The sequence below is a fragment of the Rugamonas violacea genome (assembly GCF_016461825.1).
Lineage (GTDB): Bacteria > Pseudomonadota > Gammaproteobacteria > Burkholderiales > Burkholderiaceae_D > Rugamonas.
In genome coordinates this window covers 273,492-287,511 of sequence record NZ_JAEMNU010000037.1, presented here as the reverse complement: position 1 = coordinate 287,511, position 14,020 = coordinate 273,492, and the positions used below count along the sequence as shown (strand labels likewise).

Below are 14,020 nucleotides of genomic sequence, written 5' to 3'. Positions count from 1 at the left end.
AGCGGAAACAGTTCGGCGATCAATCTAACTTGCAAGTTGCAACATTACGCCAAGTTGGCGTTGTTGGGAATGCAAAAAAGTGCGATCAACCATTAAAACGCCAGTGTAACGCTAATTTCCTGTCCGACGTAAAGGCGCTGGCCTTCGCCCGCCGTGACGATGGCGTTCATGCCGAAGCAGATGGCGCCGTCCAGCTCGGCCTTGGCGCGGTAGCCCTGCAGGATGTCGAGCGGGTCGGGGCCGAATTCGCCCTTGTCCTGGTCGACCGATGGCATCGGGCAACGCGAGCACGGCTTGACGGGTTTCAACAGCGCGTCGCCGAACTGGAAGGTGTCGACGTAGTCCTCCTCGAAGGCCTCGATGCCGTCGACCACCAGGTTGGGGCGGAAACGGTTCATCGGGATGGCGGCGCGGCCGGCCGCCACCAGCTTGCGGTTCAGGTCGTCCAGCGAGGCGCTGCCGGCCAGCAACACCGGATAGCCGTCGGAGAACAGGGTGTGGGCGGCGACGCCGCCGGTCCACTTGGCGCTGACCTGGCGTTCGACGTTGGGGTGGAAGCGCACCAGCCGGCAAGGCACGCCGACGGCGTTGCTGAACCAGGCGGCGGTCAGCTCGTCGCAGTCGTAGGCGTTGACGACGTCGTCCCACACCCGCACCTGCAGGGTCGGCGCCAGCTCGGGGTCGGGCAGGCCCAGTTCGAGTTCCAGCCGCAGCATGCCGGGCGCGCGCAGCTCCAGCGTTTCGGCCTTGATGCGCGGCACGATCAAGGCCATGCGCGGATGCTCGCGCTGGGTCAGGCAGTGGCCGTCGGGGTCGACCACCATCCATTCACGGTCGTAGATGTTTTCGCTCATCAAACCGGCGACGGTCAGGGTCGCCTCGCGCAGCGTGATGCCGGCGCAGGATTTGATCGGATAGAGGGAGATGTCGGAGAGGATTGCCATGTGCGCCGCCTGCTGGCGGCGCCCGCGCCACCCATCGATTGATCGGATTCGCAGTATGGCAGTAAAGCGGGGCGCCGACAATGCGGCGCCCCGCCCGGGGTCTTACTCGGCGTCGCCGGCGGCGGCCTTGTCGGCGCCCTTCTTGGCGGCCGGCTTGCGCGCGGCTGGTTTGCGGGCCGGCTTGGCCGCCGCTGTGTCGGCGGCGGCGGCTGGCGCCTCGGCGGCCACTTTGGCTTTCGGCTCGGCCTTGGCTTTTGGCTCGGCCTTGGCTTTCGGTTCGGCCTTGACTTTCGGTTCGGCCTCGGCCTTGGCTTTGGCCTTGGCTTTGCCGGCGGCCGGCTTGGCTTCGTTGGCTGGCGTGACTTCCACGGCGGCCTTGGCTTCCTTGGCGACCTTGGCGGCGGCTGGTTTGCGCGCCGGCTTGGCGGCTGGCGCGGCGGCGGCGTTGTGGGCGACCGGCGCCACCACCACAGGCGTCAATTCGACCGGCGCGGAATGCGCCACGACCGGCGCCACCGGCAGGCTGTACAGAGCCGCGCTGTCGATCTGGGCCGCGGCCTGGACGGTTTCGTTCGCTTCCGGACGGCGGCCGTTGCCACCCTTGCGCTGGGCTTGCTGCTTGTCCTTGCGCGGCTGCTGGTTCTGCTGCGGCGCGCCGTTGCGCGGCTTTTGCTGCGCGTCCTTGCGTGGCTGCTGATTGTCCTTGCGCGGCTGTTGCTTGTCCTGGCGCGGCTGCTGGGCGGCCTGGTTGCGGCCACCACGACCGCCGGCGCGCGCATGGCGGCCCTCGGTCTGCTGCTGCACCGTCAGCGCGTTGGCGATGGCGGCGGCTTCCTCGTCGCTGATCACATACTCGTCGTCCGGGTAGCGGGTCAGGTCCAGGTCCGGGGTGCGCTCGGCGGTGCGCTCGGCGGCGCGTTCCGGTGCGCGCTCGGCGGCGCGTTCCGGTGCGCGCTCGGCGGCGCGTTCGCCCTTGCGGCCGCCACGGTTGCCACGGCCACGGCCGCGTTCCTGCTGGCCGGCCGGCTGTGCCGACGGCTGCGGCTGCGCCGCTGGCTGCGACTCGACGATGGCCTCGACCACGGCGCTCGATTCGAGCACGTCGGCCTCGTCCTGCGGCTGCTCGGTGACATCGGCGTTGTCGGTGTCGGCGTCGGTGTAACCATTGCTGCGCTCGGCGCCGGCGTTGGCGTTGCCGCGCTCGGCGTTGCGTTCGCTGCGGTCGCGGTCGCGACCACGGCCACGGCCGCGACGCATCTCGCCCTTGCCTTCCGGCCGGCCCTCGCCCGCTTCCGACGACAGGCCGTTGTCCGACACGACGGCGCCGCCTTCGGCGTTGACGGCGGCCGCGCCGCTGCTGCGGTAGACGTAGGCGCCGGATTTCTCATCGCGGCCGAATTCCAGCAGACCGCGCGCCTTGGCTTCCTCCAGCAGATTGCCGAAGGTGCGGAAGCCGTAGTAGGACTCGCTGAAGTCCGGCTTGCGGCGCTTGATCGCCTCTTTCAACACGGAGGCCCAGATCTTGCCGCTGTCGCCGCGCTCGGAGACCAGCGCGTCGAAGGTGCCGACGGCGATCTCGACCGCCTGGCTGCGGCGCTTGTCCATCTCTTCGCGGCGGCGGGTTTCCTCTTCCGGCGTGCGTTTGACGGCTTGCTGGGCTTCGCGCGGGTCGCGCTTGGCGGCGGCGCGGCGGCTCTCGCGCACCAGGTCGTCGTAGAAGATGAATTCGTCGCAGTTGGCCACCAGCAGGTCCGAGGTGGACTGCTTGACGCCGACGCCGATCACCTTCTTGGCGTTCTCGCGCAGCTTGGAGACCAGCGGCGAGAAATCGGAGTCGCCGCTGATGATGACGAAGGTGTCGACGTGCGACTTGGTGTAGCACAGGTCGAGGGCGTCGACGACCATGCGGATGTCGGCCGAGTTCTTGCCGGACTGGCGCACGTGGGGGATTTCGATCAGCTCGAAGTTGGCCTCGTGCATGGGCGCCTTGAACGCCTTGTAGCGGTCCCAGTCGCAATAGGCCTTCTTGACCACGATGCTGCCCTTGAGCAGCAGGCGTTCCAGCACGGGCTTGATATCGAATTTGTCGTAGTTGGCGTCGCGCACACCGAGCGCGACGTTTTCGAAATCGCAGAACAGCGCCATGCTGACGTTATCGTTGGAAGAAGCCATGAGATTGATATTTTCTAGAGATGAGAGGGAGGCAGACACGTCAGATGGACGCAGGCAATCCATTGATTATACCCAACAACGTCGCGCAACAGCGCGCGAACGCGTTGCCGGGCGCGCATTTGCTGTTGCCGAACAGGTAATCCGGGGCGGCCGGGGCCGGGCGGCGAGCGGATCCGGGCGTGGGCGGCCCGGGTTTGGTAAACTGCGCGGCTGAGCGAGTGTCAGGCGGCTAGCAAGTCGCGGCAACGCCCCCCTTACCTGAAAACGTTGACACCGATGACCGACTCCCGCCTGGCGGCCCTGTTGCAGCAGCATTTCTCCATCGACGCCCTGGAGCGCGCCCCCGCGCCGCTGCGGCACGCCCTGCGCCTGCTGCGCGACTGGCTCGGTGCCAGCCGCGCCCGGCCCTATCCCAGCACGCCCTTGGCCGAGCTGGCCGCCCTGTTCGGCGCGCCGGCGCTGCCGGCCGACGGCATGTCGGTCGAGGCCTTCCTCGACCAGCTCGACGCCACCGTGCTGGCCAACACGGCCCAGCTGAACCATCCGAAATACATCGGCCACATGACCCAGGCGCTGCCCTGGATCAGCGTGGTGGCCGAGGCGCTGACGGCGGCGCTGAACCAGAACCTGGTGAAGATCGAAACCGCCTACGCCGCCACCTTGATCGAGAAGCAGGTGTTGGGCTGGTTGCACCGCCAGGTCTACCGGGGCGGCGACGCGCTGTACGCCGAGGCGATGGCGGCGCCCAACATCGCGCTGGGCAATATGGTCGGCGGCGGCACGATGGGCAATCTGACGGCGCTGGCCGTGGCGCTGGAGCATCAACTGCCCGGCTACCGCAAGGACGGCCTGCTGGCCGCGCTGCAACGCTCGGGCCATCGCGGCCTGGCCGTGATCGGCTCGGCGCGCAGCCACTACTCGCTGAAGAAAGCCCTGGCCACCTTGGGGCTGGGCGAAAACGCGCTGCGCGTGGTGCCGGTCGGGCGCGACAACCGCATCGACCTGGCCGCGCTGGAGGTCGAGATTGCCGCGCTGAAGGCCGCCGGCGTCAAGCTGGTCGCCGTGGTCGGCATCGCCGGCGCCACCGAGACCGGCAGCATCGACCCGCTGGCGCAACTGGCGGCGGTGGCCCGGCGCGAGGGCGCCTGGTTCCACGTCGACGCGGCCTGGGGCGGCGCGCTGCTGCTGGCCGAGCAGTTCCGGCCGCTGTACGACGGCATCGAGCTGGCCGACTCGGTGGTGCTCGACGGCCACAAGCTGCTGTGGGTGCCCATGCCGCAAAGCATGGTGCTGTTCCGCGACAGCGCCAGCCTGAACCTGCTCAAGCACAACGCCAACTACATCCTGCGCGACAACTCCGGCGACCTCGGCCAGACTTCGTTGGAAGGCTCGCGCCGCTTCGACGCGCTCAAGCTGTGGACCTCGTTCAAGGTGCTCGGCGTCAGCGGCTACCGCACCTTGCTGGAGCAGGCGGCGACGCTGACTGGACAGATGCGCGCGCTGCTGCGCGAGCAGGCCGACTTCGAACTGGTCACCGACTCGGACACCTTCATCCTGACCTACCGCTATGTGCCGCAGCGCCTGCGCCGGCGCATGGCGCAGCTGCTGGCCGACGGCCTGCTGGAAGCAGCCGCCGCGCTGAACCGGCAGCTCAACGCGCTCAACAGCGAACTGCAAACGCGGCAGAAGGAACGCGGCCACAGCTTCGTCTCGCGCACCGTGCTCGAATCGACCGCCTACCCCGGCCAGACGACGGTGCTGCGCGTGGTGCTGACGAATATGACGACGACCGAGGAACACCTGCGCGAGATCCTTGCCGAGCAGGCCGGGATTGGCGAGGGCTTGCTGGAGCAGATGGGACTATAGTTGCCCATGGCGGCGAGGCCACCTCCCCGCAAGGAATGAACTTGCCAGGCTGGGGTCGGCATCCGCTCAAAGGCGGAAAACTCAAGGACCATTTTTCCGTCCGGGTAAATGGCAACTGGCGGCTGACGTTCAAATTCGAAGGCACGGACGCGCTCCTTGTAGATTAAGCGGAGCAAAGCGCATACGACGTGTGGCAAGCCGCACAGCGCTTCGTGGATACCCCCATGCGGGTTCGGCCCGCGCCGCTGGCGGCCTGAGTTTTCTCCACCAGACTCGCCGCACTGGAATCCCCCAACTATCACCCAACCGTTTCGGCGCGTCGATTCACAGTCAAGACGCGCGACGCGCCAGGTAGGCCGCGATGGCTTGCTCGCCGTGTGTGGCGAGCGCGTACACGGCGCGTGCGTCGGTGGCCAACAACACGCCGGACTTGAGCCAGCATTGCCGCATGTGGGTTGGCACGCCGCGCGCGGTCAGTTCGCGCGCGCTGACCGTTTTGGCGGGTTTGCCCGCCTTTGCCGGCTTGGCGGGCGCGGCCGGCTTGGCCGCCGCGACCGCCGCCCCGATGACCGCCTTCCCCGTCACAGCCTTGTCGGCGTCCGCCGGCTGCGCGCCGCCGACCGGCGGCGGCGCCGTCAAGCCCGGCCCGTCGAGGTCGATGCCGAACAGGGCAGACAAGTCGGCGCCCGTCAGGTTGTTCTCGGCATCGGCCTGCGTCTGCGTCAGCGACATGCCAACCGCCGTCTGGACCAGCTCGGCCGGATCGACATTGCGCAACTGGAACAGCAGCTCCGGCGCGCTGTCGAACCGGTTGCCCACGCCGTACAGGGTGGCTGCCACGTGCTTGCACATGGACGCCGAATCGGGGCAGCTGCAACGGAAGCTGATTTGCTGCGGCGTCGGGAACAGTCCGCTGCCGGCCTGGCTGACCACCTCCATCACGCCGGACGACAAGCGGCCCTGCAGCAACTCCACCAGCGAGGCGATCTTGCCGGCGCAGTCGCGCAGGATCGATTGCCACAGCGCCGGCGCCAGCGCCTTGATCGTGATGTTCACCTCGTACAGGCTCGAACCGGCCACCAGGGCCGATATTTTTTCCCCGTCGACCTGCAGATCGACCACCGAACCATTGCGCACGTAGGTGCGTCCGCGCGGCAGGCGGTTGGCGTAGTCGCTATAGTTTTCGAGGTTGTCGCACCATTGCTTGCCCCAGAAGGTGTGCGCGATGGCGCGCTTGTCGATCAACACGGGAAGGCAGACCCGGCCCTTTTTCCGCAGTGCCTTGATCTTCTTTTCCGCCTGCGCGCGCTTTTCCGCCACCGACACATACTTCCCCCAACCGCCATAACCAGCCATCGCCACCGCTCCTATTTTTCCAGCGCCGCGCTGTGGATGTCGAGCGACACCATGCGGATCAATTCATCGTTGCTCATTTCGGTCAGGCGGGTTTCCGCGCCGCCTTCCAATATCTCGTTCGACAAGCCCTGCTTCGCCTCGATCAGCGCGTCGATCTTTTCCTCTATCGTGCCGCGGCAGATGAATTTGTGCACGAGGACATTCTTCTGTTGCCCGATACGATAGGCCCGGTCGCTGGCCTGGTTTTCGACGGCCGGGTTCCACCAGCGGTCGAAATGGATCACATGCGCCGCCGCGGTCAAGTTCAGCCCGGTGCCGCCGGCCTTGATCGTCAGCACGAAGAACGGCGGTCCCGATTCCTGCTGGAACTGTTCAACCAGGCTCTTGCGCGTCTTCACCGGCGTCGCGCCGTGCAGCACCAGGCCGGGGCGGCCGAACACCGTGCGCAGGAAATCGTGCAGCGGCGCCGTCATTTCCTGGAACTGGGTAAACACCAGCACCTTTTCCTGGCGGGCCGCGATCTCCTCGGCGATCTCGCGCAAGCGGGCGAACTTGCCGCTGCCTTGCGGGGCGTAGTCGCCATCGCCCGTCCATTGCGCCGGGTGGTTGCAGATCTGCTTGAAGCGCATCAGCGAGGCCAGCACCACGCCGCGCCGGGCGATGCCGTCGAGCGCGCCCAGTTGCTCCTGCAGGGCCCGCACCGCCGCCTGGTACAGGCCCACTTGCGCATGCGACAAGGCGCAATAAGCCTTGACCTCGGTCTTGTCCGGCAGGTCGGCGATGATGCGCTTGTCGCTCTTCAGACGGCGCAGGATATACGGCCGCACCAGATTGCGCAACGGCGCGTAGGCCGCGTGTTCGCCCTGCTCCAAGCGTTTGACGAAGGCGCCGAAGGCCTTGGCGCCGCCGAGCAAGCCCGGGCAGATGAAGTCGAACAACGACCACAGGTCGCCCAGGCGGTTCTCGACCGGCGTGCCGCTGAGGGCGAAACGCACCCGGCTGTGCAGCTGCTTCACCGCGCGGGTTTGTTGCGCACCCGGATTCTTGATCGCCTGGGCCTCGTCGAGGACGACGATGGACCAGCGCGTTTCCTGCAGCGCGGGCAGGCGGGTCAAGGAGCCGTAACTGGTGACGACGACGTCGACCTGACCGTAACGTTCGACCGGCAGGGCCGCCAAGGCCTTGCTCGGCAGCGCCGAGGGATGCGCCACCAGCACCGTCAGCCCGGGCGCGAAACGCGCCATCTCGGCTTGCCAGTTGCCGATCAGGGAGGCCGGCAACACCAACAGATGCGGCCCCGGGTCGCCGCCGCGTTTGGCCAGCAACAGCAGCGCCAACACCTGCACCGTCTTGCCCAGTCCCATGTCGTCGGCCAGGCAGCCGCCCAGGCCCAGGCGGTTGAGCAAATACAACCAGCGCACGCCGTCCTGCTGGTAGGGGCGCAGTTGCGCCTTCAGCTCGGCGCCGGGCCGCGCCGCATCGTCGAGCCGGCCGGCATGGGCCGGATCGCTCAGCTCGTCGAGCACGCCGCGCAACCAGTCCCCCGCCACCACGCGGGACCAGTCGGCGCCGACGCCGTCGAGTTGCGCCGCCGCCCCCGCGCCGCCGACGCCGGCCAACAGTCGCATGCCGTCGAGGAAGGAAATGCCGTCGCCGCCGCCGTCGATGCCGCGTTGCACCTTCTTCCAATGCGTCAGCACGGCATCGAGCCGCGCCTGGTCGACTTCGACCCAGCGCCCCTTGAGCCGAACCAGGCCGGAGCCGGCGGCGCGCAGTTCGGCCCACTCGGCGTCGCTCAGCGTCTCATCGCCAAGCGCGAAGGAAACATTGAAGTCGAGCATGGCGCCAAGACCCAGGCCGGCCGCTTTCTCGCCGAGATTGACCCGCAGCTGCGGTCGCACCGGCTGGCTCGGCCGCCACCAGTCGGGAATCCGCACGACGATGCCGTTCGCTTCGAACAAGGGGACGTTCTGCAAAAACTGGTGCGCCTCGTGCGGCGACCAGGCGCGGGCGTGGAAAATCGCGCCCGAGGCGACCAGCGCGGCCAACCACGGGCAGTGTTCGGCGGCTTTGTGGACCGGCATCAGCAAGCGCAACAAGGCCTCGCTGTTGGCCTCGCCGGCGTATTCCTGCAGCGCGCGGCCAAGGGGAAGATGCTGCACCCTGGCCTGCTGCGACACGCTGGCGGCATAGGTGGCCAGGAAGGCGAACGGGGCGTCCGGGTTGGCCTTGTTCTCGGCCAGATGGAAGCACACCCGGCCCAACAAGGTCCAGTGCGGATGCTGGCGGGCCAACCAGGCCTGCACGTCGCCGTCGGCCAGCGCGATCTGCGCGCGGGCCTGTCCCAACAGCTCGGCCCATACGGTTGTCAGGCACGCCAGGTCGACATATTCGGCGCCGACCATGGGCGGCATGCCGGCCAGCAGTTGCGCCAGTTCCGCCTGCGGCGCGGCCAACTCCAGGCTGTCCCATTGCGCCGCCAGGTCGGGGCTGGCGCACAGGCGCGCCATGAACAGATGGGCCAACTCGCGGCCGAACGCCAGGGAGGACGGCAGTGGTGTCGCCAGTTCGCTGGCCCCTAGATGCAGCAGGCCGGCCAGCGCATCGCGCTCGAACGCGCCGCGTATTTTAGGCGGGAGGGCCGCCACGCCCGGGGCCGTCTCGGCCGGCCCCGGGTCAAGATAGAAGCGGCCGCTGGGGGTGACGGCGAGCGCCGGCGCAAGCCCGTCGTTAGCGGGCGCGGAGGTGAAATGGGACGATCGGTTCATCGGCGCGATTTTACCATCGCCGGCATCGGCGAGTTGCGGCTATCAGGGCGGCGCGGCAAGCACGGCCGGCATGACGGCTCCCGCCGCAGCACAAACCAGCGGCCCTGCCGCGGCAACGATGTTAGTCGTCCGGCCACATACAACTAGACTCCAAACAGCTTTTTGAGCAAGCGTGCCGACTCTTGCCGGCCATGCTCAGTAAATACCACCGACTTGGCCTTCCCCGCCGGGTCCGAGATCAGCCCCTTCTCATACAGCCGGGCCATCGCGTCCCAATCGAAGCCTTTCCATGTCCGCGCCTCATCATGCAGCCCAAGGTACATCAACGCCAGAACGGCGTCGTCGATCCGGTCCATATCAAGTTCCATGATATTGCCTCCTCAGCGTTACTGACGTTAGCCGGCGCAGCGCATCGGGCGGCGTGGCCGTTTTGAAATGCCCCACACCGTCGCGACGAGTTGCTCGACCAGTGGGCTTTCGACTTCGTCCAATTCCAAATTCATCAGCCCCCTCTTGAAACATGTAAGCGTTTGATTTCAATGAAATTTATTTACCGCGCGACATCCAAACACGTCCAAAAAGGTCCAAACGGCGTCCATTCCCATCCGATTCCATCCGAACCCGCGCGGCGCCGCCAAGGCGATCCGGAGGACAAAAAACGGCCCCACAAGGAGGCCGAATTCTTCGTTGTCTGCCGGAATCCGCTGGAATCCGACGTCCTGCTGACTTACTTAGACGTTGAACAGGAAGTTCAACACGTCGCCGTCCTTGACGACGTATTCCTTGCCCTCGGCGCGCATCTTGCCCGCTTCCTTGGAGCCGCTCTCGCCCTTGTAGGTGATGAAGTCGTCATAGGCGATGGTCTGGGCGCGGATGAAGCCGCGTTCGAAGTCGGTGTGGATCACACCGGCCGCCTGCGGCGCGGTGTCGCCGACGTGGATGGTCCAGGCGCGCACTTCCTTGACGCCGGCGGTGAAGTAGGTTTGCAGGCCGAGCAGCTTGTAGGCGGCGCGGATCAGGCGGTCCAGGCCCGGCTCTTCCATGCCCATGTCGCCCAGGAAGGCGCCCTTGTCGGCGTCGTCCAGATCGGCGATCTCGGCTTCGATGGAGGCGCAGATGGCGACGATGGGCGCGTTCTGCGACTGCGCGTAGGTGGTCAGCTGGTCCAGCAGCGGGTTGTTCTTGAAGCCGGTGTCGGAGACGTTGGCGACGTACATGGCCGGCTTGGCGGTGATCAGGCACAGCGGCTTGATCAGCAGCATCTCGTCGGCGTCCAGTCCCATCGCGCGCACCGGTTTGGCGTCGTTCAGGTGCGGCATCATGCGTTCCAGCACGGCGACCAGCTTGGCGGCGTCCTTGTCGCCCGAACGGGCCTTCTTGTTTTCGCGGTGGATCGCCTTCTCGACGGTGCCCATGTCGGCCAGGGCCAGCTCGGTCTGGATCACTTCGATGTCGTCCAGCGGGCTGATCTTGCCGGCCACGTGGATCACGTTGTCGTCCTCGAAGCAGCGCACCACGTTGACGATGGCGTCGGTCTCGCGGATGTGCGACAGGAACTGGTTGCCCAGGCCCTCGCCCTGCGAGGCGCCGGCCACCAGGCCGGCGATGTCGACGAACTCGACGATGGCGTTGACCATGCGCTCGGGCTTGACGATGGCCGACAGCGCGTCCATGCGCGGATCCGGCACCTCGACCACGCCGACGTTCGGCTCGATGGTGCAGAAGGGATAGTTCTCGGCCGGGATGCCGGCCTTGGTCAGGGCGTTGAAGAGGGTGGACTTGCCGACGTTAGGCAGGCCGACGATGCCGCATTGGAGACTCATGAAAAACCTTTAATAATCAATATTGCCGGCAAGCGGCGTGTGAAAAACGGCCAGCGCGGGGCGGCGTTTTCTGGAATTGGTACTGTCTTGCAGCATTCAGGGGGTCAATTGTACCCCCCTCGCCTGTTCTGTTCAAAAAAATCCCCGCTTTCCCGCGCTAAAATGGCCGATCACCCTGGAACAGGAGCTTGCATGTCTTTGCGCGACGCCGGACGGGAACATTTCCCCCAATTCATGACCATCCCGACCCGTTGGATGGACAACGACCAGTACGGCCACGTCAACAATGTTGTCTATTATTCGTATTTCGACACGGCGGTGAACCAGTTCCTGATCGAGCGCGGCGTGCTCGACATCCACCACGGCGACGTGGTCGGCTTCGTGGTCGATTCCGGCTGTTCCTACTTCAGCCCGGTCTCCTTCCCCGACCTGGTGCACGCCGGCATCCGCGTGGCCAAGCTGGGCAATTCCAGCGTGCGCTATGAGATCGCGCTGTTCCGCAACGACGATCGCCTGCCCTGCGCCGCCGGCCATTTCGTCCACGTCTACGTCGAACGCGGCAGCAATCGTTCGGTGCCGATTCCAGCGGCCGTGCGCGATGTGCTGGCAACCATACACGGCGCGGCGCCGGCCGACTGACCGCCCCTGCGTCAATCGACGCTCCGATACGAGCATGCGGGTGGATTAGTCCGCGGCAGCAAAATGCGCCATCTGGTCCGCATGCGCCTTCAAAAAGGATGGACGGGCCGTGGCGCGCGCGACGTAGGCGCGGCAGGCGGGATGTTCCGCCAGCCCGTCGAAGCGATCCACCAGGCGCAGCGCATCGGCCATCATTATGTCCGCAATGGAAAAGGTTCCCGCCAACCACTCGCGTCCCGCCAGCACCGGCTCCATATGTTGGAGACGCGCCTTGAGGAAGTCGTCAAAAAGCTTGAATGCCGGCGTGTCGCCCGTCTCGCCTGAGAAATGGAGGAGAGACCACGGCAGGCTTGCCATCTCGACGGAATTGAGCGCCGCAAACAACCACTCCTTCGCCTCGCTGCGAGCGCGCGGATCGACCGGCATCAGCGCAGCGCTGCGCTCGCCCAAATACAGCAGCATCGCTCCGCTCTCAAAGATCGAAACGTCGCCATCGCTCATCCATGGCACTTGCCCGAAGGGTTGGTGCGAGTAATGCTCGGCATGCCGAGGACGGAAGGGTACGCTGTCGACTCTATATGGCCATTCGGCCTCTTCCAGAGCCCAACGCACGCGGATATCACGTACATAGCCGCGCGGCATTTGCGGAACCCAGTCGAAGGTGGTGAGGGTGATCGGTTTGATTGCGGTGTTCATCAGTTGGTCTCCGTGAATGTTTGCCAGGGAATACGGACAACTTTCGCTGTGGCACAGTTGTGCTATGCCTAAGCGCACCCTGCCCAGCCCATCAGGCCTAGCTCTATTTGTCGTTCAAGCAAGTAAGGGCTGCCAGTTCCTGAACCATTCGCTGGCTTCCGGCTCCCATGGGAAAACGCCGGCGGTGCTGGGGAAAATGATCTGGTGTGCACGGCAGTTAGCACCTTTATATAGCCATAAGGCCCAGCCCATGTATTCCTTGATGTTCGCTGGGGAGACTTCGCCAATCACGCATTCGAATTCGCCACCGAGCAGGTCGGCGACGCGCGAACCCGGCGCAATGAGCTTGCCCGACTTCATTTGCCGATAACACTCGTTGATAACGGCCTGAGCAACTTCATGCCTCAGCCCGACGACAATTAAGTCGGGCATGGCCAGCGACTGCTCGATGCCAATGGAATAAGAAAATGGTGGCAAATCGTCTTCCTCATTCACACTAATGATGTGAAGGCCGTATTCTTCAATATGGGCGAGCGCCTTTTGTTCGCCGTCGTTTACCTCTTGTTCGCAGTCGTCCGCTTCAGGTGATTTTTCCCAGCGCTCCCAGTCGGCACCGATGCAAATACGATAGGCGCTCCAACCACGGGGCAAGTCGCCAATCTGCGCCAGCGTGGCGTCCCGTTCGTACACGCAACCCAAACAGAGCATCACGCACTCGCCTGGCGTTTCCGTCGTCGCATCCAGAAACTGCCAGTCGCCATCGAAGTCATGCGACACCTGTAATATCGGTAAATGTTGCTGCGCCACGTCGGCAGTGCAGAAAGCGAGGGCATTCACCGCATCCAGGAATGGCCAATCGGAAAATTGGTGGGTATGTTCAGTCACGAAAAACCTTTTACTTTGGTCTCAATATTCATGTGTTTGACGCGCGTTCGCAGACAGAGCGGCAAGCCTATTTCTTACGATTTTATGCGAACGGATTCAACAACTTGACACCCGTGCCGGCAAAGTCCTGCGTGTTTCGTGTGACGACTTCAAGTCCGTGAATCAATGCAATTGCGGCAATTTGCTTGTCAATCGGGTGACTGGCGCCCGGAGACATCAAGCGGCCCCAAACTTGGGCGCAGTCGACATCAAAGTCCAAGATGCGATCCGCATACACTTCCACGACGAGTGTGAGCCAAACCTCAAGCCGAGCGGCTTGCGACTGATCGCCCCGGCCACGGATATTCTCAACGCCGCGTCGAATTTCACCAATGGTTTGAACGCAAAGATATAGTTCACCGGGCGGTTTGGTTCGAAAGAACTCGACGACGCCAACATTCGCCTTGCTACCCTTGCGCGCCTCACTGATCACATTGGTATCGACAAGATACATCGTATCTCCTAGCTCTTGCGAACATCGAAGTCGGCGTCTTTTCCCACGTTGGGCATACTTGCAAGCACATCACTGAACGGTCGCCGCTGCGGTCGTTGCAAGGCATCCTTCAAAATTTCGCGATGCTCGGCCTCGGCGCTGCGCCCGTGGACCGCCGCTCTTTGCTTCAAAGCCAAGGCGATATCTTCGTCAACGTTTCGCACAACCAAATTTGTCGCCATAGCCCCTCCAAAAAAAACGCAATCATTGATTGCAATATACTCGCGCAGAATGGGCCGCGCAATAGCGCGACGGCAGCCAACGCTTCGGCGCTGTCTGGCTATTTCGGATGGCCAACGATGTGCAGGACGCCGTTCTCGCTGCCGTGACCAGGCAGCT

The 14,020-nt window shown here is 64.8% G+C and carries 11 protein-coding genes and 1 pseudogene; 2 read left to right on the top strand and 10 right to left on the bottom strand.

What is annotated here, in order from left to right; genetic code table 11:
* Positions 1-92: 92 nt before the first annotated feature.
* Both H7U20_RS08920 and H7U20_RS30890 read right to left on the bottom strand, forming a co-directional pair.
* Entirely contained in the window at positions 93-944 is an 852-nt protein-coding gene (locus tag H7U20_RS08920) for an MOSC domain-containing protein (RefSeq protein ID WP_199758780.1), read from the bottom strand.
* Between the two features lie 1,352 nt (positions 945-2,296).
* Positions 2,297-3,116: pseudogene (locus tag H7U20_RS30890) on the bottom strand (NYN domain-containing protein); the annotation flags it as partial.
* A gap of 276 nt (positions 3,117-3,392) precedes the next feature.
* On the opposite strand from H7U20_RS30890, the gene H7U20_RS08910 reads away from it, so the two are divergent.
* Positions 3,393-4,982, top strand: a complete 1,590-nt coding sequence (locus H7U20_RS08910; protein WP_199758778.1) for a pyridoxal-dependent decarboxylase — start codon at positions 3,393-3,395, stop codon at positions 4,980-4,982.
* Positions 4,983-5,312: 330 nt separating this feature from the next.
* Here H7U20_RS08910 and H7U20_RS08900 read toward each other — a convergent pair whose 3' ends face one another.
* The 4 genes from H7U20_RS08900 to ychF form a co-directional block, all read right to left on the bottom strand.
* Complete coding sequence (locus H7U20_RS08900) at positions 5,313-6,338, bottom strand: SWIM zinc finger family protein (RefSeq protein WP_199758776.1); 1,026 nt, start codon at positions 6,336-6,338, stop codon at positions 5,313-5,315.
* An 11-nt stretch (positions 6,339-6,349) separates the two neighbouring features.
* Positions 6,350-9,106, bottom strand: coding sequence for a DEAD/DEAH box helicase (locus H7U20_RS08895; RefSeq protein ID WP_199758775.1), 2,757 nt, complete (start codon positions 9,104-9,106; stop codon positions 6,350-6,352).
* 143 nt (positions 9,107-9,249) lie between these two features.
* Entirely contained in the window at positions 9,250-9,474 is a 225-nt protein-coding gene (locus tag H7U20_RS08890; protein ID WP_199758774.1) for a DUF6429 family protein, read from the bottom strand.
* A gap of 363 nt (positions 9,475-9,837) precedes the next feature.
* Positions 9,838-10,929: a redox-regulated ATPase YchF gene (ychF, locus tag H7U20_RS08885; RefSeq protein WP_199758773.1), complete on the bottom strand. Its 1,092-nt coding sequence runs from the start codon at positions 10,927-10,929 to the stop codon at positions 9,838-9,840.
* Between the two features lie 192 nt (positions 10,930-11,121).
* Between ychF and H7U20_RS08880 the strand changes: the two genes are divergently transcribed.
* Complete coding sequence (locus tag H7U20_RS08880; protein ID WP_233410589.1) at positions 11,122-11,568, top strand: acyl-CoA thioesterase; 447 nt, start codon at positions 11,122-11,124, stop codon at positions 11,566-11,568.
* 45 nt (positions 11,569-11,613) lie between these two features.
* On the opposite strand, the gene H7U20_RS08875 is transcribed toward H7U20_RS08880, so the two are convergent.
* From H7U20_RS08875 to H7U20_RS08860, 4 genes are all read right to left on the bottom strand, one after another.
* Positions 11,614-12,264, bottom strand: coding sequence for a glutathione S-transferase family protein (locus tag H7U20_RS08875; RefSeq protein WP_199758772.1), 651 nt, complete (start codon positions 12,262-12,264; stop codon positions 11,614-11,616).
* A gap of 114 nt (positions 12,265-12,378) precedes the next feature.
* Entirely contained in the window at positions 12,379-13,149 is a 771-nt protein-coding gene (locus H7U20_RS08870) for a DUF4262 domain-containing protein (protein WP_199758771.1), read from the bottom strand.
* Between the two features lie 82 nt (positions 13,150-13,231).
* Entirely contained in the window at positions 13,232-13,642 is a 411-nt protein-coding gene (locus H7U20_RS08865) for a type II toxin-antitoxin system VapC family toxin (protein WP_199758770.1), read from the bottom strand.
* Between the two features lie 8 nt (positions 13,643-13,650).
* Positions 13,651-13,863, bottom strand: a complete 213-nt coding sequence (locus H7U20_RS08860) for a FitA-like ribbon-helix-helix domain-containing protein (protein ID WP_199758769.1) — start codon at positions 13,861-13,863, stop codon at positions 13,651-13,653.
* Positions 13,864-14,020 lie beyond the last annotated feature (157 nt).

What these genes read in the sequence shown, in the direction of transcription:
- H7U20_RS08920 (WP_199758780.1), bottom strand. Translation starts at nt 944, where the DNA reads ATGGCAATCCTCTCCGACATCTCCCTCTATCCGATCAAATCCTGCGCC.
- H7U20_RS08910 (WP_199758778.1), top strand. Translation starts at nt 3,393, where the DNA reads ATGACCGACTCCCGCCTGGCGGCCCTGTTGCAGCAGCATTTCTCCATC.
- H7U20_RS08900 (WP_199758776.1), bottom strand. Translation starts at nt 6,338, where the DNA reads ATGGCTGGTTATGGCGGTTGGGGGAAGTATGTGTCGGTGGCGGAAAAG.
- H7U20_RS08895 (WP_199758775.1), bottom strand. Translation starts at nt 9,106, where the DNA reads ATGAACCGATCGTCCCATTTCACCTCCGCGCCCGCTAACGACGGGCTT.
- H7U20_RS08890 (WP_199758774.1), bottom strand. Translation starts at nt 9,474, where the DNA reads ATGGAACTTGATATGGACCGGATCGACGACGCCGTTCTGGCGTTGATG.
- ychF (WP_199758773.1), bottom strand. Translation starts at nt 10,929, where the DNA reads ATGAGTCTCCAATGCGGCATCGTCGGCCTGCCTAACGTCGGCAAGTCC.
- H7U20_RS08880 (WP_233410589.1), top strand. Translation starts at nt 11,122, where the DNA reads ATGTCTTTGCGCGACGCCGGACGGGAACATTTCCCCCAATTCATGACC.
- H7U20_RS08875 (WP_199758772.1), bottom strand. Translation starts at nt 12,264, where the DNA reads ATGAACACCGCAATCAAACCGATCACCCTCACCACCTTCGACTGGGTT.
- H7U20_RS08865 (WP_199758770.1), bottom strand. Translation starts at nt 13,642, where the DNA reads ATGTATCTTGTCGATACCAATGTGATCAGTGAGGCGCGCAAGGGTAGC.
- H7U20_RS08860 (WP_199758769.1), bottom strand. Translation starts at nt 13,863, where the DNA reads ATGGCGACAAATTTGGTTGTGCGAAACGTTGACGAAGATATCGCCTTG.